The sequence below is a fragment of the Vibrio sp. SSH13-20 genome, from assembly GCF_040104475.1.
Lineage (GTDB): Bacteria > Pseudomonadota > Gammaproteobacteria > Enterobacterales > Vibrionaceae > Vibrio > Vibrio harveyi.
Window position 1 is genome coordinate 545314 of the sequence record NZ_JBECOU010000003.1, and the last position, 22788, is coordinate 568101.

Sequence of the window (22788 nt, forward strand, 5' to 3'; positions counted from 1 at the left end):
ACTATAAGCGCGCATTTATATGACTCTTGATATTTCAAAATACCCGACACTGGCGTTAGCAAATACACCGGAGGAGTTGCGTCTTCTTCCGAAAGAAACATTGCCGACATTGTGCGATGAACTACGCACGTATCTGCTAAATTCAGTGAGTCAGTCTAGCGGACATTTAGCGTCTGGCTTAGGCACAGTAGAGCTAACGGTCGCTCTGCACTATGTATATAACACACCTGTTGACCAGCTAATCTGGGATGTGGGTCATCAGGCTTACCCACATAAGATTCTGACAGGTCGTCGTGATCAAATGCCGACTATCCGTCAAAAAGACGGGCTTCACCCATTCCCTTGGCGCGAAGAGAGCGAGTACGACACCTTATCTGTTGGCCACTCATCGACTTCTATCAGTGCTGGTCTCGGTATGGCCATTAGCGCAGAAAAAGAAGGTCAAGGTCGTAAAGTGGTCAGCGTAATCGGTGATGGTGCCATTACGGCTGGTATGGCTTTTGAAGCAATGAACCACGCTGGTGACGTTCACCCTGACATGCTAGTGATTCTAAACGACAACGAAATGTCGATTTCAGAGAACGTAGGCGCGCTGAACAATCACCTTGCGAAAGTCCTTTCTGGCAGCTTGTACACTTCTATCCGTGAAGGCGGCAAGAAAGTGCTGTCCGGTGTCCCACCGATCAAAGAGTTGGTGCGTCGTACAGAAGAGCACCTAAAAGGCATGGTCGTTCCTGGCACGTTATTCGAAGAGCTTGGCTTCAACTACATCGGTCCTATCGATGGTCACGATGTCAACGAGCTCGTCAAGACATTGAAAAACATGCGTGAGTTGAAAGGTCCACAATTCCTGCACATCATGACCAAGAAAGGTAAAGGTTATGAGCCAGCAGAAAAAGATCCTATCGGCTACCACGGTGTACCAAAGTTCGACCCATCACATAACAGTTTGCCGAAGAGCAGTGGCGGCAAGCCAACCTTCTCTAAGATCTTTGGTGATTTCCTATGTGACATGGCAGCGCAAGATCCTAAGCTGATGGCGATTACACCAGCAATGCGTGAAGGCTCCGGTATGGTTCGCTTCTCAAAAGAGTACCCTGAGCAGTACTTTGACGTAGCGATCGCAGAGCAGCATGCCGTGACACTTGCAACAGGTATGGCAATTGCGGGCGATCACCCGATCGTAGCAATCTACTCTACCTTCCTACAGCGTGGTTATGATCAACTGATCCACGACGTTGCGATCATGGATTTGCCAGTGATGTTCGCTATCGACCGTGCAGGTCTGGTTGGCGCAGATGGTCAAACTCACCAAGGCGCGTTCGATCTCAGCTTTATGCGTTGTATCCCGAACATGGTAATCATGGCACCAAGTGACGAAAACGAATGTCGTCAGATGCTGTACACAGGCCACAAACACACGGGTCCAAGCGCGGTTCGTTACCCACGCGGTAGCGGTATGGGCACTGAAATCGAAAAAGACTTCACTGCACTTGAAATCGGTAAAGGTCGTATCGTGCGTAAAGGCGAGAAAGTGGCAATTCTTAGCTTCGGTACCTTCTTAGGTAACGCACTGGAGGCGGCTGAAAACCTCAACGCAACAGTTGCTGATATGCGCTTTGTTAAGCCTCTTGATGAAGCCTTGATCCGTCAGCTCGCCGCTGAGCATGATGTTCTGGTTACACTAGAAGAGAATGCGATTGCAGGTGGCGCTGGTGCAGGTGTAATTGAGTTTATGATGCAAGATAAGATCATCAAGCCAGTACTAAATCTTGGCTTGCCAGATCGCTTCATACCTCAAGGTACGCAAGACGAGCTGCACGAAGAACTTGGTTTAGACGCAAAAGGCATCGAGAAATCAATCAACGATTACCTAGCCAAGTAAATAGCGTAAAGCAATAAAATCGCGTAAACACAAAAAAGGGATGCTCTGGCATCCCTTTTGTTTATTTGTCGATGGTCAGTGCTATGTGGTAGGTACTACATCCAACCTGCGTATTTCGCCACAAAAAACAGTGCGATACCCGCCATAATGCCCGCCACGATATCATCAATCATGATACCTAAGCCGCCATGAACACGTTTATCTAACCAACCGATAGGCCACGGTTTTACCATGTCAAAGAAGCGGAACAAGATAAAACCAGTAAGTAACCATTTCCATTCTGTTAAGGGAATATTCAGTGCAGGCACTAAGCTCATGGTGATCCAAAAGCCCGCAAATTCATCCCACACGATTGAGCCATGGTCATGAACGCCCATGTCGTCTGATGTCACTTGGCAGATCTTAATGCCAATCACACAAGAGACAAGTACGGCGACCACGTATAGTGGAAAAGGCAATTGGGCTAACAATAGAAATAATGGTACAGATGCCAGTGTGCCCATTGTGCCTGGCACTACAGGTGATAAACCGCTACCAAAACCTGTCGCCAATAAATGCCACGGGTTCTTTAATGAAATCAGAGAGAGAGGGTTGGTCATTTCCTTAAACCTATACTGCAAGTTTGGTTTCAATCTTAGGCTAGAGCCTAGCTCATATCATTTAAAGTGGTCAAAGCCACTCAGATCCCAATCAAGCGGTTGATTGTTATCATGCAGCTCGAAGGTACCTTTTGGTCGAATCTGACCAATACACGTGACTTTACATCCGATATGAGACAAAGCGCTTTGTAATGAGCCACGGTTTTGCTCTGGCACAGTAAAGCACAGTTCGTATTCTTCGCCACTTGATAGAGCATACTGCTGTGCGATGACCTTATCATCTAAAAACTGAACCAGTTCTGAAGAAATTGGCAATTGGGAAACATCTAAGCTCACACCAACATCAGAACGTTTGAGGATGTGTTTGATATCAGAGATTAAACCATCAGAGATATCAATCGCAGCCGAAGCCAACCCAACAAGCGCTTGACCAGCCAAAACACGAGGTGAGCTAAGATAATGCGCTGTCTCAAGTTCCTGCGCAGCAATACGTGAGCGCAGTGAATCATCCAGAATCACATCCAGACCGGCTTTGGCATCTCCAAGGTTGCCCGTGACATAAACCCAGTCCCCGACTTTCGCCCCAGAGCGAGTCAATGCTTTCCCTTCTGGTACAAACCCTTGCACGGTGAGCGTCAGGCTCAGTGGACCTTTTGTGGTATCACCACCAATAAGTTGAATACCAAAATAATCCGCCAGCTCAAAAAATGCATCACAAAAAGGAGCGAGCCAAGCTTCATCAGGCTTAGGCATCGTCAATGCAAAGCTCACCCACGCCGGCGTTGCCCCCATTGCCGCGAGATCACTAATATTTGATGCCAACGCCTTATGTGCGACCCAAGCAGGGTTTGCATCCGCAAGAAAATGGGTTCCAGCCACTAACGTATCAGTACTAATGGCAATTTGTACGTTATCTGGCGCTTTCACTAACGCACAGTCGTCCCCCGCCGCTAGGTGTACGTCTTTGCGTTGGCTTTGACGTCCAACAAAGTACTTATCGATCAGATTGAATTCACCAGACATTATTCACTTACTTTTTGATGGAAAAGCTTTTGATACAAAAAAGGTCAGCATCTGCTGACCTTTTTAATGAAGAAATCGTTATTTCTTACGTACGTGTGGCGCCGCTTTATCTAGCACACCATTCACAAATTTGTGGCTGTCTTCTGCCGCGAATACTTTTGCAAGTTCAATCGCTTCGTTGATTACCACTTTGTAAGGAACATCTTCGCGACGAGTCATCTCGTACATAGCAAGACGAAGAAGAGCAAGTTCCATCATGTCTAGGTCCTGCATTGGACGAGACACGTATGGACGGATTTTGCTATCTAGCTCAGAGTGGCTAAGTACAACACCGCTTAGTAGTTCACGGAAGTAAGCTACGTCTGTTTCTGGAGCAGCAAGTGCAGGCTCAGATGCGTGAAGTTCTTCTTCATCGTATTTGTCGCCAGACAAAAACTGTTCTTCGATCGTGGCAACATTATCTTTAGTAATTTGCCATGAATAGATCGCTTGTAGAGCGAATTGACGTGCGTTACGACGTGCGGCTGGTTTCACACTGGCCCCCATTAGGAATCAATTTCAGATAGTACATTAATCATTTCAAGTGCGCTTAGTGCAGCCTCTGCACCTTTATTACCAGCCTTGGTTCCTGCGCGTTCAATCGCTTGATCGATAGTATCAACAGTCAATACACCAAATGCTACTGGAAGACTGTACTCCAGAGAAACTTGTGCAAGACCCTTGTTACACTCACTACAAACATAGTCAAAGTGCGGTGTACCGCCACGAATTACTGTACCTAGAGATACGATTGCATCGTACTTACCAGTTTTAGCAACACGTTGAGCTACTAGAGGTAGTTCTACGGCACCTGGGCAACGAACAACAGTGATGTTGTCTTCGCTTACTTGTCCGTGACGCTTTAGTGTATCGATCGCACCAGATAGTAGGCTTTCGTTAATAAAACTGTTGAAACGAGAAATAACGATAGCAATTTTTGCATTTGGCGCTGGGAAGCCACCCTCGATCACTTTCATAAGCTTTCCTTTAACTCTATTTATAAGTGAAAATTGTTCATCAAGTGAGAATCGCCGGATTCTATCACAATTTTGTGAGCAATATCTAATGGAAATTGGGGACGAATCACGAGTTCCTCGCCTTAGCAACGATAAGTGCGTGTAAGACTAGGAACTCGCTGGTCAGTTATTATTCGCAGACGTACTCAACCACATTCAGACCAAAACCGCCGAGTGCGTGGTACTTCTTGTTGGTTGAAGAAAGCAGGCGCATATCGTGAATGCCCAGATCAGCAAGGATTTGAGAGCCGACACCCACTCGGCGTGACGTACCTTGCTTCTTAGCAAGCGTTGGTGCTTCGCCTTTGTCTTGTGCTTCAAACATTTTCACTCGGTGAATAAGCAGATCGGTTGACTCTTCGTTGCCAAGTACAACCAAAACACCACCTTCTTCGCCAATGCGCTTCATTGCTTTCTCAAGTGTCCAGCTGCGCTCTGCGTTGCGGTCACTTCGAAGGACATCGGTAAATACATCTTGTAAATGAACGCGAACCAATGGCGCTTCAGAAGCAAGGTCGCCCTTACACATTGCGTAGTGCACTTGGTTATCAATCGTGTCTTTGTAAGTCACAAGCGTGAACTCACCGAACTCTGTTGGCAATGCACACTCAGCAACACGTTCAATCGTTGTTTCGGTGTTATTGCGGTATTCAATCAAGTCCGCGATAGTACCTAGCTTTAAGCCGTGCTTTTCAGCAAATACTTCAAGATCAGGACGACGCGCCATCGTGCCGTCGTCGTTTAGGATCTCAACGATAACCGATGCTGGCTCTAGACCTGCAAGGCGAGCCAAATCGCAGCCTGCTTCTGTATGACCAGCGCGAGTTAGAACGCCACCATCTTGTGCTGCTAGAGGGAAGATATGACCAGGTTGAACTAAATCAGCTGCTTTCGCATTTGGCGCAACGGCAGCTTGTACAGTGCGAGCACGGTCTGCGGCAGAGATACCTGTCGTAACACCTTCAGCCGCTTCAATAGAAACGGTAAAGTTCGTGGTGTATTGCGCATTGTTGTCTTGCACCATTGGCGGTAAACCAAGGCTTTCACAACGAGCTTTTGTCATGGTTAGACAGATCAAGCCACGACCATGCGTAGCCATAAAGTTGATTGCTTCCGGCGTAATGTGCTCGGCAGCCATGATCAAATCACCTTCATTCTCGCGGTCTTCATCATCCATCAGGATGACCATTTTGCCCGCGCGAATGTCATCAATAATTTCTTGAGGCGTGCTGATAGGCATATTCTGTTTCCCGTTATTCATAAATTTATTATTGCAGCAGCAATACGTTTAACGTTTCGGTTAGCCATGTCTACTGGCTTTAGCGCAGTTTGCAGCCAACCCTTATTAAGTCAATTAACCTGATAACGTTCTGTGATTATTGTCGGTTTCGCCTACGCAAAACCATTTTGCTGCAAGAAGTCCATGGTAATACGTGACTGTTGCGATTCTTCTTTTTGACCTTGTAGCAAGCGTTCCATGTAGCGAGCCAGTACATCCACTTCTAGGTTCACTTTGTGACCCACCTGGAACTGATCAATCGTGGTCTCTTCACTGGTGTGAGGAACAATCGTCAATTTAAAACCATTTTTACGTAGGTCATTGACGGTCAGACTAATGCCATCCACTGTGATCGAGCCTTTTTCTGCGACGTACTTACTGATTTCAGCAGGCATTTCTACCCAGAATTCAATCGCTCGACCAACTTGGTTGCGCTCAACAATCACGCCCACGCCATCGACGTGACCAGACACAATGTGCCCACCAAAACGTGTCGTTGGTAACATGGCCTTTTCCAAGTTCACTTTATCGCCAACTTGGTAAGCGGCAAAACCTGTTTTATTCAGCGTTTCCAGTGATAAGTCAGCACTGTAATAGTTGCTACCGAAGTCGACGACCGTCAAGCACACACCATTCGTTGCGATACTGTCCCCCAACTTAACGTCAGACATATCCAACTTGCCAACTTCGACCGTAACGGTGATGTCTTCGCCTTTTGGCGTGATTGCAGTTAGTTTGCCAACTGCTTCTACAATTCCTGTAAACATAATGCTTCTTTCTAGCTTTGGTTGCGTTTGACGGTTGCGGTAATGCGAATATCCACCCCTACCATTCGAACGTCGGTAATAGTTAAATCGATAACTTGTGCCATATCGGTTAGCCCAAGAGCACCAATCAAACCTCGCCCATCGCTGCCCATTAATTTAGGAGCAAGATAAACAATCAGTTCATCTACAAGGTTAGCTTTGATTAATGAACTCGCGAGTGTAGCGCCAGCTTCAACCCACAAGTGATTAATATGATATTCGCTCGCCACAGCTTTTAATGTCGCCGTTAAGTCAATTTGACCATTTTCCGTCAGCTCAGGCGCAATATCGCCGTCATGACTAACAATAATACGCTCACCGTCAGTATTGAATAGTTTTAGATCATCGCTAAGTTGAGACTGGCGATCGAAAATCACACGAGGAGGCTGACGAACTTCATCTTGAGGATATTGAGCTTGCACACTGCATGGCAGATCATCCCAACGCACATTCAGCGATGCATTGTCATCAATGACTGTCTTACTGGTCGAGAGAATAGCACCACTCAACGCTCGATAACGCTGTACATCTTGGCGAGCCTTTGGGGAGGTGATCCATTGACTCTGACCATTATTGAGTGCACTTTGCCCATCGAGGCTGGCTGCCATTTTCAACTGAACATAAGGCATGCCAGTTTGCATGAACTTGATAAACCCTTTGTTCAGCTCGATCGCATCGCTTTCTAATAAGCCAACTTGAACGTCTACCCCCGCATCGCGCAGCATTTGAAAACCGCGTCCTGCAACTTTCGGGTTTGGATCTTCCATTGCACAAACAACACGTGCGACTTTGGCTTTGATTAGCCCCTCTGCACAAGGTGGCGTACGACCATAATGAGAGCAAGGTTCCAGTGTCACATATGCCGTTGCGCCTTCAGCTTTATTACCAGCCATACGCATCGCGTGAACTTCAGCATGAGGTTCCCCCGCACGATGGTGATGACCTTCGCCAACAATCTCACCGTCACGGACAATAACGCAGCCTACATTCGGGTTAGGTGCCGTTGTATAAATGCCGCGCTTCGCTAACTTGAGCGCACGCGACATCATTTCGAAATCTTGAGAGGTAAATTCTGAAGAGAGAGATTGTTGAGCCATGATTCAATCAGTCTTCTAGGCGAGCAATTTCTTCGCCGAATTCACGGATGTCTTCAAAGCTACGATAAACCGATGCAAAGCGGATATAAGCGACTTTATCCAGCTCTTTCAATTGATCCATAACCAAATTACCAATCATTTCACTTGGTACTTCACGTTCACCAGTTGCACGCAGTTGGGACTTAATCATGCTGATGGCTAGCTCAATAGAGTCAGCACTGACTGGACGTTTTTCTAAGGCACGTTGAATACCACCAACCATTTTATCTTCATCAAATGGTTCACGGTTACCGTTAGATTTAATCACTTTCGGCATCACCAACTCTGCGGTCTCAAACGTTGTAAAACGTTCACTGCACGCAAGGCATTGACGACGACGACGCACTTGATGCCCATCAGCAACCAAGCGTGAATCAATTACTTTTGTGTCGTTCTCAGAACAAAAAGGACAATGCATATCACCTCCAAATAGCTTGCAATTGGGTTCGTCCCAAAAGCAAGACTAGTGTAGCGGAATTGCTATGTTAGAGAAAACAAAAAGGGGCATCGCTGCCCCTTTTTCAATCAATATCAAACGGTTTCTGTTAACTGCGTGCTAAGTAGTTCGCTTTACCAACCCATTTGTAGCTGGTCAGTTCTTCCAAACCCATAGGACCACGAGCATGCAGTTTCTGAGTTGATACCGCAACTTCGGCACCTAAACCAAACTGAGCACCGTCAGTAAAACGTGTTGCGGCATTTACGTAAACCGCCGCAGAACCGACAGAGTTAATGAACAATTCTGAGTTTTGTAGGCTGTTTGTCATGATCGCATCTGAGTGGCTCGCGTTGTGAACGCGCATGTGATCAATCGCTTCTTTCACATCAGCAACCACTTTTACACCTAGCGTGTAACTTAGCCATTCCGTATCAAAATCACCTTCACCCGCATCGCGAATTTGTTTCGCTTGTGCCATCAGTGCTTTTGCTTTTGGCTCTGCGACAAAAGTTACGTTTTCGTTCATGCGCTCTACGATCATTGGCAGGAACTGCGCTGCGATATTCTCGTGAACCAGCAAAGTATCTAGCGAGTTACATGCGGACGGACGTTGAACTTTTGAGTTTTCAACAACATTGAGTGATTTCTCTAGCTCTGCTGATTCATCAACAAAAATGTGGCTAATACCAAAACCACCAATGATCACTGGAATGGTGCTGTTCTCTTTACACATTTTGTGTAGACCAGCGCCACCACGTGGAATGATCATATCGACGTAGTCGTCTAGCTTAAGTAATTGAGAAACCAACTCACGGTCTGGTTTTTCGATGTACTGAACAGAAGCCGCTGGCAAGTTTGCTTTCGCAAGTGCCGATTGGATAACCTTCACCAGCTCCATATTAGAGAAAAATGTCTCTTTACCACCACGTAGGATGCTTGCATTACCTGTTTTTAGACACAAAGCAGCAATATCGATGGTTACATTCGGACGCGCTTCGTAAATCACACCAACTACACCAAGTGGCACGCGACGACGAGACAGAGACATGCCGTTTTCTAGCACTTTGCTGTCAATTTCACTGCCCACAGGATCGTTAAGGCTGATCACATTACGAACATCGTTAGCAATACCCGTTAAGCGCTCTTCATTCAGTAAAAGGCGGTCAAGTAATGCATCCGTTAGACCCGCTTCGCGACCTAACTCAATATCTTTTGCGTTTGCAGCCAAAATAGTTGCTGCATTTGCTTCTAGCTCATCGGCGATAATGGCTAGTGCTTGGTTCTTTTGTGCGGTTGACGCTGTCGCCAATTCGAAAGCTGCATCTTTGGCAGCTTTACCCATATTCGTTAAATCCACTTTGCTTCCCTCAATTTCTATTCTTGAATGACGACAAGATCATCGCGATGAATCACTTCTGAGCCGTAGTCATGACCCAAAATAGAGATGATATCTTTACTGTGCTTACCTGCAATTTTCGCTAGGTCTTCACTTGAGTAGGCACTGATACCACGAGCAACCAGTTTACCGTGGGAGTTTGTCACGCGGGCGACTTCGCCACGAGCAAAATCACCACTTACTTTAATAACGCCTTTCGCAAGCAGACTACTGCCCTTACCTACAACCGCGTTAACGGCACCGTCATCAATAATGATGTCACCAGACGCCGCAGGACCGGCTAAGATCCAACGCTTACGGTTTTCTAGTGCTTCAGAACACGGTAGGAAACGTGTGCCTTGTGGCTCTGAACTCAATGAGTCAAAGATAACATTTGGTGCACTACCAGCGGCGATAATAACTTCAATACCAGCGCGGCGAGCTATGTCTGCCGCTTGAAGTTTGGTTGCCATGCCGCCCGTACCTAGCGTTGTGCCACTACCACCTGCAATTTTACGCAAAGTATCATCGATAGTTTTCACTTCTTTGATCAGCTCAGCATTCGGATCTTTACGTGGGTCTGCGGTAAACAAACCTTTTTGATCAGTCAGGAGCAGCAATTTGTCTGCACCACACAAAATCCCCACCAAAGCAGACAAGTTATCGTTATCACCTACTTTGATTTCATTTGTTGCGACAGCATCGTTTTCATTAACGATAGGGATAATGTCATTCGCAACCAACGCATTAATGGTGTCACGTGCGTTAAGGAAACGTTCACGATCGTCCAAATCAGCGCGAGTCAGTAGCATCTGACCAATTTTGATACCGTAAATACCAAACAAAGACTCCCATGTTTGAATCAGACGGCTCTGACCCACGGCTGCAAGCAACTGTTTGCTCGCCATCGCGTTGGGCAGTGCGGGGTATCCAAGATGCTCACGGCCTGCTGCAATCGCACCAGACGAAACCATTACTACTGAATGGCCTTGTTTTTTAAGCTCAGCACATTGACGAGCCAGCTCTACCATATGAGCACGGTCTAACGCCAAAGTGCCGCCTGTCAGCACACTTGTACCCAGTTTCACAACGACGGTCTGTGGTTGTGAAACAACTGCATTCTGTTGATTCGTTGTCATGATGTCTTCTGAAATGAAAAACAAATAAAGAGTGGATGTTTTAGCAATCAAATGGGGATTTAACAAGCAGAAAAGGTGCGAAAACGCACCTTTTTGTCTTATCAGGGAAGAAAACAGCCAAATTAGGCGAAATCAAACGATTCGGTGTGATATTCCACTTCCAGTTTGAAATGCTCAGCCACTGTATCAATAAGCTTTTGATGGAAGGTACTTTGTGTCAAGTACACTTCCTCTACCACCTTATTTGGTAATGGTTCTGAGGTCCATTCCCCTTCTTTGTTGTATTTACCAATATGGTATTTTGCCGTAAAGCCACCTTCGATGGACTCCAAGTCCATCCACCAGCCCCAAAATTCACGTTTCTCAGGTGACTTTTTGTCGTCTACACAGACAGATAGACAGTCAAAATAGTAGTGCCCTTCTTGTGATTGTGGTTCGCGCAGGTACGGACCTATCGCCTTCAACTTTGACATCAAGCGAAAGTGAGTCGGCCCTTGTGTCGTCTCTGACATAAGAATCTCCGTTTCCATAGTAAGGATATTTAGCTATCCAAGAATGATTATTATTTTTAATTATCATGAGCTTATTTTTTGCTCACATATATCACTCTTAACTAAATTAGGAGATTTGTCATCTTAATAATTCGTCCTCCAACCACTTTATGGCTAAATCGAGGGATTGCTCATAACCTTTTGTAATTGTCTTGGAACTGATTTTCTTGGCTTGTCCGTACTGGCTAAACAGTGCTACCAACTGGTTATCACTATGAGGTGAAACTGGGTCCCCTTCGAGACTCAATGCTAAAATTGGCACCTTAGTTTTACGGCTACTTAGGAAACCTTGTACCTTGAGTGACCATGCCATCATCTGTCCGGCCATGCTATTGATGTCAACAGCACTCTTACCAAGGCGAGACGCTAATAGGTCAAGGTACATCTTCGGCATTTGCTGCAACTTTTTAGGCGACGTAAACAGATCATGCACTGGTGCTCCCAAAGCCACACAAGCTTTGATCTTTTCTTGCTCAACAAACGAAAGACGAATCATGGCATTACCGCCAAAGCGGAAGCCAATCAATCCAACTTTGTGGTGATCAACCCAAGGTAGAGAATACAGTTCATTCAAAACCGCTTGATGAAGGCAACTGGAGTTTTCAGTCAGCGGCCAATGTGAACTATGACCGACTGACGGCATATCAATAGTCACCATCGCAATGTCTTTTGGAGCTAAGTGGTTTCTGAACAAGCGCCACATATCCGTTTGCAAGCTGTCCAAACCAGCACTGACCATTACAACTGGTAATTGTTTATCTGTGCGAGGAAGATGTAGGTTCGCGATGATCTTGCGTTTTTGGTAAGGCACTTCGATCTGCTTGATCACGTATTTAGTTTTTTCTGAGCCTTCTGAATACGCTTTGTTCGCCAATACCTGTGCTTGAATGGCTAAGTTATCATTCTTTAAATGTGGATAGCCTGCAATGCTAAAACACAATGAAGCCGTAAACAGCTCATCAGCCGCTTCCTCCCCCTTCATTTCATTCGCGCGGCGTTGATGCTCCATGCCTAACTTAATCCACTCAAACGTCCAGTTACCACCGTGGTAACCCATGACCGTATCAAGCCATTTATCTTCGGTACGAGAATGATTCGATGACGCGATTTTAGAAAGTACCCCTTCCATTTCGATAGGAGATAAGCCCTGCCACGCCCATTGAAGACGTCTCAAATGACGATACCAAGCACGATCTTCATGCTCTTCTCGCTCATCAAGAATCTTTTGGCTAGTCGGCATGTATTGAGTAAGTGCAGAGGTTTCTTTCGCTTGTTTGTGTTTGACAAACAAAGTTTCGGAGAGGTTTTTACTGACGTCTTCTGACATAGGAAGAACTCTAGGCTGGTTGCAATAGCGTAATAATAATAAAAAAAATGCCCCTATAAAGGGGCATTTCTCAATATTCTTAGTGCAAACTTATTTTTGCTTGCGATTTACTGGCTCAGCGTACTGGATAGACATATCCCAAGGTTGCTCGATCCAAGTGTCTTGTGCGATGTCTACTACGTAGTCATCAAGTAGCTCTTTACCAGAAGGCTTAGCACATACAGCAATCAGTTTTGCTTTCGGGTACATTTCACGAAGTTTACGCGCTGTATCACCGCTATCTACTAGGTCTTCAATGATTAGGTAACCTTCACCGTCACCTTCTGGTGCTTTAAGCACTGTCATGTCACGTTGATGATCGTGGTCGTAGCTTGAGATACAAATTGTATCTACGTAGCGAATACCTAGCTCACGAGCCAAGATAGCACCAGGAACCAAGCCACCACGGCTTACCGCCCAAATACCTTTCCATTGCTCAGCTGGCATTTGTTTCTCAGCCAGTTCACGGCAGTAAGACTGCATCGCATCCCAAGTGATAATGAATTTTTTACTCATTGTAATAACCTAATAATTTCAAAATATGCATCCCCGTGACCTAGCTGATGGCGCTGAAATGGACTCATCAATCTAGATTTCCCACACCAGAGGAAATGGGGATTTCAAGCTACGCAAACGATTATTCTACCGAAACCCATGATTAATACCAACGCTGATATCAAAATTCTCCGTCTATTACGCAGAAAAATCGAATTCAGTGAACACGGCAAAATAAAGAAGGGAATGAATTTTAGAAGAAATGCTCCATAAACAAGGAGAAGTTCCCCTCCAGTAAAAGCCCACAAACAAAAAGCCAGTGTGAACGTGTGCCCACACTGGCTTTTCTTTTAATCGTCAGAGTTAGCCTAGGATGTACTTCGCAATGAAGATAGCGGACATAACCCATACACTCATTGAGACTTCACGTCCTTTACCACTGAACAGTTTGATCGCAGCGTAAGCAATGAAACCAAGCGTGATACCTTCTGCAATAGAGAAAGTCAAAGGCATAACCAAACACGTTACGACAACAGGAGCCGCTTCTGTTAGGTCACGCCAGTCGATGCCAACAAGACCAGAAAGCATCAAGATAGCCACGTAAAATAGTGCACCAGACGTTGCGTAAGCTGGAATCATTCCCGCTAGTGGCGAGAACAATAGAGCAAGAAGGAACAATACGCCAACAACCACAGCAGTTAGACCTGTACGACCACCAGCGGCTACACCAGAAACGCTCTCAATGTATGACGTCGTGTTTGATGTACCTAGTAGAGCACCGACAGATGTTGCTGTTGAGTCTGCAAGTAGCGCTTTATTTAGGCGTGGAATGTTGCCGTTTTCGTCAGTCAAACCCGCTTTTTGCGAAACACCAACTAGCGTGCCTGCAGTGTCGAACAAGTCAACGAATAGGAAAGCAAATACTACAGAGATCATACCTACTTCGAACAAGCCAGAGAAGTCTAGCTGCATGAAGGTTGGCGCGACGCTTGGTGGTGTTGACATGATGCCGCCCCACTGAACGTCACCAAAGATCAGACCAAGAATTGTTACGCCTAGGATTGCGATCATAACCGCACCTTTCACACCACGGTGAACCAATGCAATCGTCATGAAGAAGCCAATCGCTGCAAGTACAGATGGTAGAGAAGTGATATTCCCCATTGAAACTAGCGTTGCTGGGTTATCTACAACAATACCTGCGTTTTTCAGTGCGATGAAAGCAAGGAACAGACCGATACCTGCTGAGATACCAGTACGAAGAGAAAGTGGAATCGAATTGATGATCCATTCGCGAATCTTAAACACACTCAAGACGATAAATAGCAGACCGGAAACAAATACTGCTGCTAGCGCGACTTGCCATGTGTAACCCATGCCCAACACAACGGAATAGGTAAAGAACGCGTTTAGACCCATACCTGGAGCCTGAGCGATTGGGTAGTTTGCTACCAAGCCCATGATGAAACAGCCAATAGCGGCAGCAAGACACGTCGCAACGAACACGGCACCACGATCCATACCTGTATCTGCAAGGATAGCTGGGTTTACAAAGATGATGTAAGCCATAGTTAGGAAGGTAGTAACACCTGCGATGATCTCAGTGCGCACATTGGTGCCATTTTCACTAAGTTTAAAGAGCCTTTCGAGCATGATCGAATCCTGTAAAAGGTAAAAAGTAAACGGTTGCGTAATCGATTGGCTCGAATTATAAAGTTATCAAATAACAAATTCCAGATAGAATTTTCACTCTAAAGGGATTTTTTTCTTGGGATATGAAACCCATTCGCTAGCGTTTTAAACAGCAAATAAATTTAGGTCTTAATAAACAATAACTAACGAACTTGTACTGAAAACAAACGTATGTGTATAAACTGAGCAATGTATTAAACTTTCAAACGCAAAGTCATCGTTTTGGACGCTAAATACCCAAAGAATTGGTCAGAAAATGAAACAAGTGAGATAAGCAATCGGAGAATTGAAGCTTGGTGGCGATAAAATAGGCGAGATTGGGATCAGAAGATAAAAAAACGCCACTCAATTTGAGTGGCGGTGAATCATGTCAGCACTATGCACTGAAAAAAAATTCCAATTTATAGGGGTGAACAAACTTGTTCGAGTCACATGCGTTGGCTTCAATTAGTAACCAAAGCTTGTTGGGTATACAAAGTTACCGGTGTAAACAGATTTGCTGTTCCAGAACATTGCACTTGGTAAACCTTTCATAAATATCACCTTCTAAATCAATTAATACTGTTAATTTGGTTGATTTCTCAGTTCCTTGGAGGCGATAAACGGACTCATCCTTTGAGCATTTCATTCTTCTCTCAGAAGCTGGTTACAAATATACCACCCAGAAATTTAATTACAAGTATTTTAGTGACCAGAATCACAAAAACTTAATAAATTGACCTCCATCAAGAATTAACTGTAATTAAATTACAGTTTAGTAAATTAAAAATTAAACAAACTTTCAGAACATACTAAGCTCGTTGCATTGGTGTATTACGTTGTGTTCATAATCTGTGACAGTTCTAGGGCAAATCCTTTTCACCACAACTACTAGAACCGCTTTTCTGGTGGTATGCTGAGGGCAATTCCAAGCCAATACCGATTAGCATTTACTGCTAAACACTCATTAAATTTACGGTTTAAATTTGGCAAAGCACATCAAAAGGAGTCTTCCGTGTCTGAATTCCATTCTGAAATCAGTACCTTATCACCTGCTCCACTTTGGCAGTTTTTCGATAAGATTTGTTCAATCCCTCACCCTTCAAAACATGAAGAAGCTCTAGCACAGTACATTGTTACTTGGGCAACAGAGCAAGGTTTTGACGTACGCCGCGATCCAACTGGCAACGTGTTCATTAAAAAACCTGCGACACCAGGTATGGAAAACAAAAAAGGTGTAGTGCTTCAAGCACACATCGACATGGTGCCACAAAAGAACGAAGACACTGATCACGACTTCACTCAAGATCCAATTCAGCCATACATCGATGGTGAATGGGTAACAGCAAAGGGCACAACGCTAGGTGCAGATAACGGCATCGGCATGGCTTCTTGTCTTGCTGTACTTGCTTCTAAAGAGATCAAGCACGGTCCTATTGAAGTTTTACTGACTATTGATGAAGAAGCAGGCATGACAGGTGCATTTGGTCTTGAAGCTGGCTGGTTGGAAGGCGATATCCTTCTAAATACAGACTCAGAACAAGAAGGCGAAGTGTACATGGGTTGTGCAGGCGGTATCGATGGCGCAATGACCTTCGATATTACTCGTGACGCAATTCCAGCGGGCTTTATTACTCGTCAACTAACACTGAAAGGTCTAAAAGGCGGTCACTCTGGCTGTGACATCCATACAGGTCGCGGTAACGCAAACAAACTGATTGGTCGCTTCCTCGCAGGTCACGCGCAAGAGTTGGATCTTCGCCTGGTTGAATTCCGTGGCGGTAGTTTACGTAACGCGATTCCTCGTGAAGCTTTTGTAACTGTAGCACTACCGGCAGAAAATCAAGATAAACTAGCGGAACTGTTCAACTACTACGCTGAGTTACTAAAAACAGAACTTGGTAAAATTGAAACAGACATCGTGACTTTCAACGAAGAAGTTGCAACAGATGCACAAGTGTTTGCGATTGCAGACCAACAACGTTTCATCGCAGCATTGAACGCTTGTCCAAACGGTGTAATGCGTATGAGTGATGAAGTTGAAGGCGTGGTTGAAACATCACTTAACGTTGGTGTTATCACAACAGAAGAGAACAAAGTAACCGTTCTATGCCTAATTCGTTCCCTGATCGACTCAGGTCGTAGCCAAGTTGAAGGTATGCTTCAATCTGTCGCTGAACTGGCTGGTGCTCAAATTGAATTCTCTGGCGCTTACCCAGGTTGGAAACCAGATGCTGATTCAGAGATCATGGCAATTTTCCGTGATATGTACGAAGGCATCTACGGTCACAAGCCAAACATCATGGTTATCCACGCAGGTCTTGAATGTGGTCTGTTCAAAGAACCTTACCCGAACATGGATATGGTTTCTTTCGGTCCAACCATCAAGTTCCCTCATTCTCCAGATGAGAAAGTGAAGATCGATACCGTTCAACTGTTCTGGGACCAAATGGTTGCGCTTCTTGAAGCCATTCCTGAAAAAGCGTAATTCAAAACAATACGCGAAAAACACAAAAGGGTGCCTCGGCACCCTTTTTTATTGTGAGCTTTTTATTACAGACTCTTTATAACAAGAGTATCGCAAACTATGCGCGAGTTTGCGCGTATGCAGCTAGCTCATCCATAGAAGTTTTTGCAACCACTTCACCATCGATGTAGTAAGTAACGAAGTCACCTTCACGAACGCCCATTAGTGTCGCTTTGTCACCGTTGTTGTATGTAATGTCCATCTGAACGGTGTTCTCGTCGATCTGTTGCATTTGACCTTGCTCGATAACACGGTTGTGCGTTAGAGGACCGATCGGTGCAGTCGTCAGAGATTTGTCTAACTGGTGGTTCACGTCGATGTAAGTATCCATCTTGGTATCAAAGATGTGTGGCTTACCGTTTAGTGGGTTTTTACCAGTCCAGAATTCTAGAGAGTTGAATACGATGTAATCCGCTGCAACAGCAACACCATAAACAGGCGCCAAAAGCATGTTTAGACCACCACGAGCGTAACGGTTATCTACTGCTTTTAGGTTAAAGCCCATTACGTAACCTGTCACTGCATTACTGCCCACACAGCCAGAAAGAGAAACTGCGACTGCAGTCAATGCGCCAATTTTAGCGAACGCCTTTTTCATCAAAACCTCTAGTTAAATAGTATTAGGTCAAAAATTCGGCGGGGATATTAGCGGATTAAAACCATAGGTAAAAGTCAGTTTTTCTTCAAAAAAATATGAGTATTAAATTTAACACAGCCTTATTTACTCGATGAATGTGCTACTTTAAAACACAGCGTACAGCCACTCAATAAACACAGAAATTAACCCAATGTGCTTACACAACTCATACATCTGGTGAAACTTTAATCTTTTCAATAAAAATTATTTTTCGTCACCTAAAGAAGAATGATTAGTGTGATTTTGAACCAGTTGTTACATTGTTGCTAACGTATTTGACAGAGATGGTTTATGGCCAGAAGTAAAAAAAGCAAAGTATTTGAGCTACTCGGGCATCAAGTACAACCAGGACAACGACTAGAAACCGAATTTGAAGCAGCACAGCTTTACACGCACTCACCACTTTCTATTCCTGTGGAAATCATCCACGGTAAACAAGAAGGTCCCGTGCTAATGGTGAATGCGGCGATCCATGGTGATGAGCTTAATGGCGTAGAAATCGTTCGTCAGATGATCAACCAACTGGATCCGCAAAAGCTGAAAGGCACCGTGATTGCGGTTCCTATTGTGAACGTATTTGGTTTTATTCATAAGTCACGCTACCTACCGGACCGCCGCGACCTAAACCGTTGCTTCCCAGGAAGCGAAAAAGGTGCATTGGCATCTCGCATGGCGCATGGGTTCTTTAACAATATCGCCAAACGCTGTGATTACATCTTGGATCTTCATACGGGTGCGATTCACCGTACTAACCTACCGCAGATCCGTGCGAACCTGAGTAATCCAGAAACACTGCGAATCGCAAAAGCGTTTGCCACACCAGTGATCGTAGACTCGGCACTGCGTGATGGCTCTTTGCGTAGTGAAGCTGAAAAATGCGATATCCCTGTGCTAACTTATGAAGCTGGTGAAGCTCTGCGCTTTGACCCTCTATCTATCAGCGCTGGTGTACTTGGCGTGCAGCGCGTCATGCAAGCCATCGGTATGCTTCGCGCAAGCCGCAAAAAGCTACCAGAACCAATTATCGCAAAATCCACCAGTTGGGTACGTGCATCAGGTAACGGTATTCTGCGTACTGTCGTGAACCTAGGTGACAAAGTTGAAGAAGGTGAAACACTCGCATATATCAGCTCGCCGCTTGGTCACGACGAACTTGAACTGGTTGCACCAAAAGGCGGTATCGTGATCGGTCAGCAAACACTGCCTCTAGTTAACGAAGGTGATGCAATCTTCCACATTGCTTACTTCAAACAAGACGATGATGTCGTTGAACAAACCGTAGAAAGCTATATTGAAGAGCTAACAGAGTTCGATGTTGATCAAGTCACGACAGGGCAAATTCCGCTAGAAACTCAGCAATAAGTTTTTGCATAAACTGAAAGCCCAGAAATTCATCTGGGCTTTTTTGTGGCGAAAAGATAGACACATTCACTCCCCTACATATCTTAATCCCTATCAAAATCTGTTTTACCGTCATTTGGTGGATATAAAACTTTACAGGCATTCAAAAAAACACCATTGATAATTAATCTCATTATCATTTATTAATTTGTTCAGCATTCATATAATCCTCGCCTAATCAAATTACTATAAATGACGAATATGAAACGTTTATCCACTCATGGCTTCAAGGTAAGCCTTGTTTCGCTCGCAGTGCTCAACTCCCTTGCTTCCTATGCAGCAGAAGGCTCAGACGAAGAGCTTGAAGTCATTGGTGTGCATTACGCGAAACCAATCACTGTTGCAGAACCTGCTCAAACGACCATTGATTGGTCTCTTATCGAGGAACAGCAGTATTCCAATTTTGCAGATATGATCGACTCCGTGCCAGGAGCAACATTAGATGGTGGTGCTCGCTCTGGGGGGGAACGTATCAATATCCGCGGTTTTGATGATCCAAGTGACATCGCTGTATTTGTTGATGGCGCACCTATCGGCTTCCAACAATACCGTTACGGTACCTTCTTCTTTGACCCGTTCTTAATTGGCGAGGCAGAGATCATCAAAGGCGCGCACGACTATCGCGCATTGAATGGTAAATTTGGTGGCTCCATCCGTATCAAAACGAAAAGTGTCGATGATCTCCTCGATGGCGATCGTAACTTTGGTGCTCGTGTTTCCACTGGCTATAACAATAATGGTGATGAAAACTCATACACCTTGTCCTTATACGGCAAGAACGACGCCGGCTTCTACTTCTTAGCCAATGGCTCGGTAAAAGACTCAGATGACATCCAAGTTGGCGGCGGTGAAACGTTGGATTATTCGGGTTACGAGCAAGAAAACATGCTAGTGAAAGTCGGCTATGAAAATGACGACCACGAGTTCGAAATCAGTCATACGCGCTACAAAGACGAAGGTCGCAAACCTTGGGCGAACCGTCGCGGAAAAATGCCGAATATTTCCGACTACAACATCAAAAAATATGGCTCATTAGAGAAGGCGAAATACGCGTACACGGTCGACAACAAATACACCGACAATACGACGACGCTCTCTTACCATTACATGCCTTCCAATCCTTACATTGATTTCAACATCAAAATGGCACGCTCTGAAAACGATCGCCACTGGGTACGTCCTGATGTTGCATTCGAAAAAATGTTCGTCTCTGTCGGCAGCTACGGTCACGAGTCTTGGCTGAGTTACGAACGCGATTATGTTGATGTCTTCAACCAAGCACAAATTGGAGATCACGCACTAGTCACCGGTCTTCAGTACCAAAAAACTGACCGCGATTCACTGGTCTTCAATAAATCGTATGCCAAAAAAGAAGCAAAGAACTACGGCTGGTATACACCTTATTACGAGCCATCGGGTATACAGACGATTTACGCCGCTTATGTAGCAGACCATTACCAAGCGACCGATCGTCTAACCATCACACCATCTTTGCGTTATGAATACATCACCAGCGAAGGTAAAGGCAATGCAGCGCCAGACTACAACGACCCGGCGGCAGGGCATGACTACAGTGAGACGAGTCACAAAGGCTTTAGTCCGCGTCTCGATATCGATTTTGATGCCACTAATAATACGCGTTTGAATTTCTCTTACGCATACGCATTAAAAGCGCCAACGGTTGATAACATCTACTCTGTACAATATGCCCGCGCTACGGCGACAGCAACGGCAAGAGATCTGGATGTTTCGCGTATTCATGCCTACCAAGCGAGCATGATCAATTTAACCGAAGGTCTAGTCAGTGACCGTGACAACCTTGCAACGGAGTTTACCGTGTTTTACAACGACGTAAATGACACGGTCGATATCCGAACAGGTGCAAATCTAGATAAAAACAGTACAGAAAACCAAAGCTGGAATACGAACTTAGATGGGTTCAAAAACTACGGTTTTGAGTTGATTTCACAGTACCGTATTTCAGATTTCTATACTGATTTTTCAGCGAGTTACGTACGTGGTAAAAACAAAGGTAGTCTATCTGACTCCACTGGTTCTGATGACGATCACCCAGATGTACCACCATTGAACATCAACCTAGGCTTCGGTTACGAATGGCTCCCAGGTCTACGCTCAGGTTGGGAAGTACGTTGGTACGATGCACAAACCAAAACGAAGGCAGAGGGTAACAACCTGAAAGTAAAATCGCCTAGTGAGCAATATACGCTGCAAAATGCGTATGTCGTTTGGGATGTGCAACAAGTCAAAGGCTTGAGCGTTGGAGCGGTCGTGAAAAACCTAACTGACCGTTACTATGAAGCCTACCTATCTAACGGCGTGCCTTCACCGGGTCGTGAAGTTAAACTTAAACTGACTTACCAGTACTAATTAATCACATTATCTGTATTGGTCTTCAACCAGCTCGGGGCTATGAATGGCTCCGAGCTTTCGTTTATATCCAAGTAACCTCAAAATGCTTGATTCAGCCAGAGTGACTTGGGTCTATCACCCTCATTTTACATACGAGACTTATGAGCCTTCGAAAAAAAACGCTGACATGGAAACAAATGTTATTTGTCGCTGCCCTAGCCTCTCCGCATGCAGCGAGTATTTCACAAGACAATATCTCTCAATATTTGGAAGAACACAGTAAGCGCCAGCAATTAGAAGATCATTACGCTGCCACTGTGACAGACAACTTAGATCTTGATGCTCAAACAGATGGTTTAACGTGGAAAGAAGATGGCAAACCCGATCATTGCCAATACACAAAAGGAGAGATAACGGAAGCGAGAGATTATGATTATGGGGAAGCCAAAGATCTTTCTGACGGCTTGCATAACATCGATTTGCCGCCCGTACATACTCCCAAAAACAGCCACAAGCATCGAACCTATTCGAATAATCCTCAATTGCTTGCTGGTAATAGGCAATTTGCAGCCCCTGCAGAAGGTTCGGTGAGCTTCTCGGTATCTTCGGACTGCTTTTAAACGACACAAACAAAAATGCCCCGAGATGATCTCAGGGCACTTTTTAATTCATAATCGACGGCACAGATAAGCCATCTAGTAGGCTGAGATTACTCTTCGTCAGCTTCTACTTCACGCGCTTTGCGAGCTTCTTCTTTGCGAACTTTCGCCGCTAGTTGCTCAGCTTCACGCTCTTGACGCTGTGCTGCTTTACGCTCGTTACGAACAACTTGGTTTTGAACAAAACCCGCTAGTTCTTGCTCAGCCCAAGCTTGTGCTTTCTCTTCGCTGTCAAAACCAGTTTCACGTTTTGATACTACTGTCTTACGAGATGTCACTTGACGAGTGATCTCTGCGCTCCAGCCGTTACGTTTTTCAGTTACGCGGATAGCAAATTTTGGATTTTTAGACATTTCTTTCATTTCCTAAGGGATT

21 protein-coding genes are annotated in these 22788 nt (G+C 45.0%); 5 read left to right on the forward strand and 16 right to left on the reverse strand.

Annotation, left to right across the window (positions count from 1 at the left end; all coding sequences use genetic code 11):
* Positions 1 to 19 precede the first annotated feature (19 nt).
* Complete coding sequence (gene dxs / locus ABMY42_RS11335; protein ID WP_045488626.1) at positions 20 to 1885, forward strand: 1-deoxy-D-xylulose-5-phosphate synthase; 1866 nt, start codon at positions 20 to 22, stop codon at positions 1883 to 1885.
* 95 nt (positions 1886 to 1980) lie between these two features.
* Here dxs and pgpA read toward each other — a convergent pair whose 3' ends face one another.
* The 14 genes from pgpA to ABMY42_RS11405 all read right to left on the reverse strand — a co-directional run bounded on the left by pgpA (position 1981) and on the right by ABMY42_RS11405 (position 14801).
* Positions 1981 to 2484 carry a phosphatidylglycerophosphatase A gene (gene pgpA, locus ABMY42_RS11340; RefSeq protein ID WP_005447591.1) on the reverse strand — a complete coding sequence of 168 codons (504 nt, stop codon included), beginning with the start codon at positions 2482 to 2484 and terminating at the stop codon, positions 1981 to 1983.
* A 57-nt stretch (positions 2485 to 2541) separates the two neighbouring features.
* Complete coding sequence (gene thiL, locus ABMY42_RS11345; RefSeq protein ID WP_005447592.1) at positions 2542 to 3507, reverse strand: thiamine-phosphate kinase; 966 nt, start codon at positions 3505 to 3507, stop codon at positions 2542 to 2544.
* A gap of 78 nt (positions 3508 to 3585) precedes the next feature.
* A complete protein-coding gene (gene nusB, locus ABMY42_RS11350) occupies positions 3586 to 4053 on the reverse strand; it encodes a transcription antitermination factor NusB (protein WP_005440182.1) in 468 nt (155 codons plus the stop codon).
* A complete protein-coding gene (gene ribE / locus ABMY42_RS11355) occupies positions 4053 to 4523 on the reverse strand; it encodes a 6,7-dimethyl-8-ribityllumazine synthase (protein ID WP_005440184.1) in 471 nt (156 codons plus the stop codon). The genes nusB and ribE overlap by 1 nt, the downstream gene beginning before the upstream one ends.
* A 169-nt stretch (positions 4524 to 4692) precedes the next feature.
* Positions 4693 to 5802 (reverse strand): bifunctional 3,4-dihydroxy-2-butanone-4-phosphate synthase/GTP cyclohydrolase II, encoded by a 1110-nt coding sequence (ribBA, locus tag ABMY42_RS11360; RefSeq protein WP_005447594.1) that lies wholly within the window; start codon positions 5800 to 5802, stop codon positions 4693 to 4695.
* Positions 5803 to 5954: 152 nt separating this feature from the next.
* Positions 5955 to 6608 (reverse strand): riboflavin synthase, encoded by a 654-nt coding sequence (locus tag ABMY42_RS11365; RefSeq protein WP_349266301.1) that lies wholly within the window; start codon positions 6606 to 6608, stop codon positions 5955 to 5957.
* Positions 6609 to 6619: 11 nt separating this feature from the next.
* The gene (gene ribD / locus ABMY42_RS11370) at positions 6620 to 7744 is read right to left on the reverse strand and encodes a bifunctional diaminohydroxyphosphoribosylaminopyrimidine deaminase/5-amino-6-(5-phosphoribosylamino)uracil reductase RibD (RefSeq protein WP_009697719.1); all 1125 of its coding nucleotides are present in this window, start codon (positions 7742 to 7744) and stop codon (positions 6620 to 6622) included.
* A 7-nt stretch (positions 7745 to 7751) separates the two neighbouring features.
* On the reverse strand, positions 7752 to 8201 hold the full coding sequence (gene nrdR / locus ABMY42_RS11375) for a transcriptional regulator NrdR (RefSeq protein WP_005424846.1): 450 nt from the start codon (positions 8199 to 8201) through the stop codon (positions 7752 to 7754).
* Between the two features lie 127 nt (positions 8202 to 8328).
* Positions 8329 to 9579, reverse strand: a complete 1251-nt coding sequence (locus tag ABMY42_RS11380; RefSeq protein WP_038898513.1) for a glutamate-5-semialdehyde dehydrogenase — start codon at positions 9577 to 9579, stop codon at positions 8329 to 8331.
* A gap of 17 nt (positions 9580 to 9596) precedes the next feature.
* Positions 9597 to 10736, reverse strand: a complete 1140-nt coding sequence (proB, locus tag ABMY42_RS11385; protein WP_005447599.1) for a glutamate 5-kinase — start codon at positions 10734 to 10736, stop codon at positions 9597 to 9599.
* Positions 10737 to 10858: 122 nt separating this feature from the next.
* On the reverse strand, positions 10859 to 11248 hold the full coding sequence (gene crl / locus ABMY42_RS11390; protein WP_005447601.1) for a sigma factor-binding protein Crl: 390 nt from the start codon (positions 11246 to 11248) through the stop codon (positions 10859 to 10861).
* Positions 11249 to 11366: 118 nt separating this feature from the next.
* Positions 11367 to 12614: an esterase FrsA gene (frsA, locus tag ABMY42_RS11395; RefSeq protein WP_009697716.1), complete on the reverse strand. Its 1248-nt coding sequence runs from the start codon at positions 12612 to 12614 to the stop codon at positions 11367 to 11369.
* 90 nt (positions 12615 to 12704) lie between these two features.
* Complete coding sequence (gene tet(34), locus ABMY42_RS11400) at positions 12705 to 13169, reverse strand: oxytetracycline resistance phosphoribosyltransferase domain-containing protein Tet(34) (RefSeq protein WP_005447605.1); 465 nt, start codon at positions 13167 to 13169, stop codon at positions 12705 to 12707.
* Positions 13170 to 13511: 342 nt separating this feature from the next.
* Positions 13512 to 14801, reverse strand: coding sequence for an NCS2 family permease (locus ABMY42_RS11405; RefSeq protein WP_349266302.1), 1290 nt, complete (start codon positions 14799 to 14801; stop codon positions 13512 to 13514).
* 1033 nt (positions 14802 to 15834) lie between these two features.
* On the opposite strand from ABMY42_RS11405, the gene ABMY42_RS11410 reads away from it, so the two are divergent.
* Positions 15835 to 17307: an aminoacyl-histidine dipeptidase gene (locus ABMY42_RS11410; protein WP_256893438.1), complete on the forward strand. Its 1473-nt coding sequence runs from the start codon at positions 15835 to 15837 to the stop codon at positions 17305 to 17307.
* A 97-nt stretch (positions 17308 to 17404) separates the two neighbouring features.
* Here the strand turns inward: ABMY42_RS11410 and ABMY42_RS11415 are convergent, their stop codons facing one another.
* On the reverse strand, positions 17405 to 17944 hold the full coding sequence (locus ABMY42_RS11415) for a DUF3332 domain-containing protein (protein WP_005447616.1): 540 nt from the start codon (positions 17942 to 17944) through the stop codon (positions 17405 to 17407).
* Between the two features lie 330 nt (positions 17945 to 18274).
* Between ABMY42_RS11415 and ABMY42_RS11420 the strand changes: the two genes are divergently transcribed.
* The 3 genes from ABMY42_RS11420 (at position 18275) to ABMY42_RS11430 (ending at position 22374) form a co-directional block, all read left to right on the forward strand.
* The gene (locus tag ABMY42_RS11420) at positions 18275 to 19345 is read left to right on the forward strand and encodes a succinylglutamate desuccinylase/aspartoacylase family protein (RefSeq protein WP_005447618.1); all 1071 of its coding nucleotides are present in this window, start codon (positions 18275 to 18277) and stop codon (positions 19343 to 19345) included.
* Between the two features lie 240 nt (positions 19346 to 19585).
* Positions 19586 to 21772 (forward strand): TonB-dependent receptor, encoded by a 2187-nt coding sequence (locus ABMY42_RS11425; protein WP_050924987.1) that lies wholly within the window; start codon positions 19586 to 19588, stop codon positions 21770 to 21772.
* Positions 21773 to 21951: 179 nt separating this feature from the next.
* Positions 21952 to 22374 (forward strand): DNA-directed RNA polymerase subunit beta, encoded by a 423-nt coding sequence (locus ABMY42_RS11430; protein WP_349266337.1) that lies wholly within the window; start codon positions 21952 to 21954, stop codon positions 22372 to 22374.
* Between the two features lie 89 nt (positions 22375 to 22463).
* Here the strand turns inward: ABMY42_RS11430 and ABMY42_RS11435 are convergent, their stop codons facing one another.
* A complete protein-coding gene (locus ABMY42_RS11435) occupies positions 22464 to 22766 on the reverse strand; it encodes a DUF3622 domain-containing protein (RefSeq protein WP_005447624.1) in 303 nt (100 codons plus the stop codon).
* Positions 22767 to 22788: the final 22 nt, after the last annotated feature.

Excerpts from the sequence above, each read along its gene's own strand:
- dxs (WP_045488626.1), top strand. The coding sequence starts at position 20 with ATGACTCTTGATATTTCAAAATACCCGACACTGGCGTTAGCAAATACA.
- pgpA (WP_005447591.1), bottom strand. The coding sequence starts at position 2,484 with ATGACCAACCCTCTCTCTCTGATTTCATTAAAGAACCCGTGGCATTTA.
- thiL (WP_005447592.1), bottom strand. The coding sequence starts at position 3,507 with ATGTCTGGTGAATTCAATCTGATCGATAAGTACTTTGTTGGACGTCAA.
- nusB (WP_005440182.1), bottom strand. The coding sequence starts at position 4,053 with ATGGGGGCCAGTGTGAAACCAGCCGCACGTCGTAACGCACGTCAATTC.
- ribE (WP_005440184.1), bottom strand. The coding sequence starts at position 4,523 with ATGAAAGTGATCGAGGGTGGCTTCCCAGCGCCAAATGCAAAAATTGCT.
- ribBA (WP_005447594.1), bottom strand. The coding sequence starts at position 5,802 with ATGCCTATCAGCACGCCTCAAGAAATTATTGATGACATTCGCGCGGGC.
- ABMY42_RS11365 (WP_349266301.1), bottom strand. The coding sequence starts at position 6,608 with ATGTTTACAGGAATTGTAGAAGCAGTTGGCAAACTAACTGCAATCACG.
- ribD (WP_009697719.1), bottom strand. The coding sequence starts at position 7,744 with ATGGCTCAACAATCTCTCTCTTCAGAATTTACCTCTCAAGATTTCGAA.
- nrdR (WP_005424846.1), bottom strand. The coding sequence starts at position 8,201 with ATGCATTGTCCTTTTTGTTCTGAGAACGACACAAAAGTAATTGATTCA.
- proB (WP_005447599.1), bottom strand. The coding sequence starts at position 10,736 with ATGACAACGAATCAACAGAATGCAGTTGTTTCACAACCACAGACCGTC.
- crl (WP_005447601.1), bottom strand. The coding sequence starts at position 11,248 with ATGTCAGAGACGACACAAGGGCCGACTCACTTTCGCTTGATGTCAAAG.
- frsA (WP_009697716.1), bottom strand. The coding sequence starts at position 12,614 with ATGTCAGAAGACGTCAGTAAAAACCTCTCCGAAACTTTGTTTGTCAAA.
- ABMY42_RS11405 (WP_349266302.1), bottom strand. The coding sequence starts at position 14,801 with ATGCTCGAAAGGCTCTTTAAACTTAGTGAAAATGGCACCAATGTGCGC.
- ABMY42_RS11415 (WP_005447616.1), bottom strand. The coding sequence starts at position 17,944 with ATGAAAAAGGCGTTCGCTAAAATTGGCGCATTGACTGCAGTCGCAGTT.
- ABMY42_RS11420 (WP_005447618.1), top strand. The coding sequence starts at position 18,275 with ATGGCCAGAAGTAAAAAAAGCAAAGTATTTGAGCTACTCGGGCATCAA.
- ABMY42_RS11425 (WP_050924987.1), top strand. The coding sequence starts at position 19,586 with ATGAAACGTTTATCCACTCATGGCTTCAAGGTAAGCCTTGTTTCGCTC.
- ABMY42_RS11430 (WP_349266337.1), top strand. The coding sequence starts at position 21,952 with ATGTTATTTGTCGCTGCCCTAGCCTCTCCGCATGCAGCGAGTATTTCA.
- ABMY42_RS11435 (WP_005447624.1), bottom strand. The coding sequence starts at position 22,766 with ATGTCTAAAAATCCAAAATTTGCTATCCGCGTAACTGAAAAACGTAAC.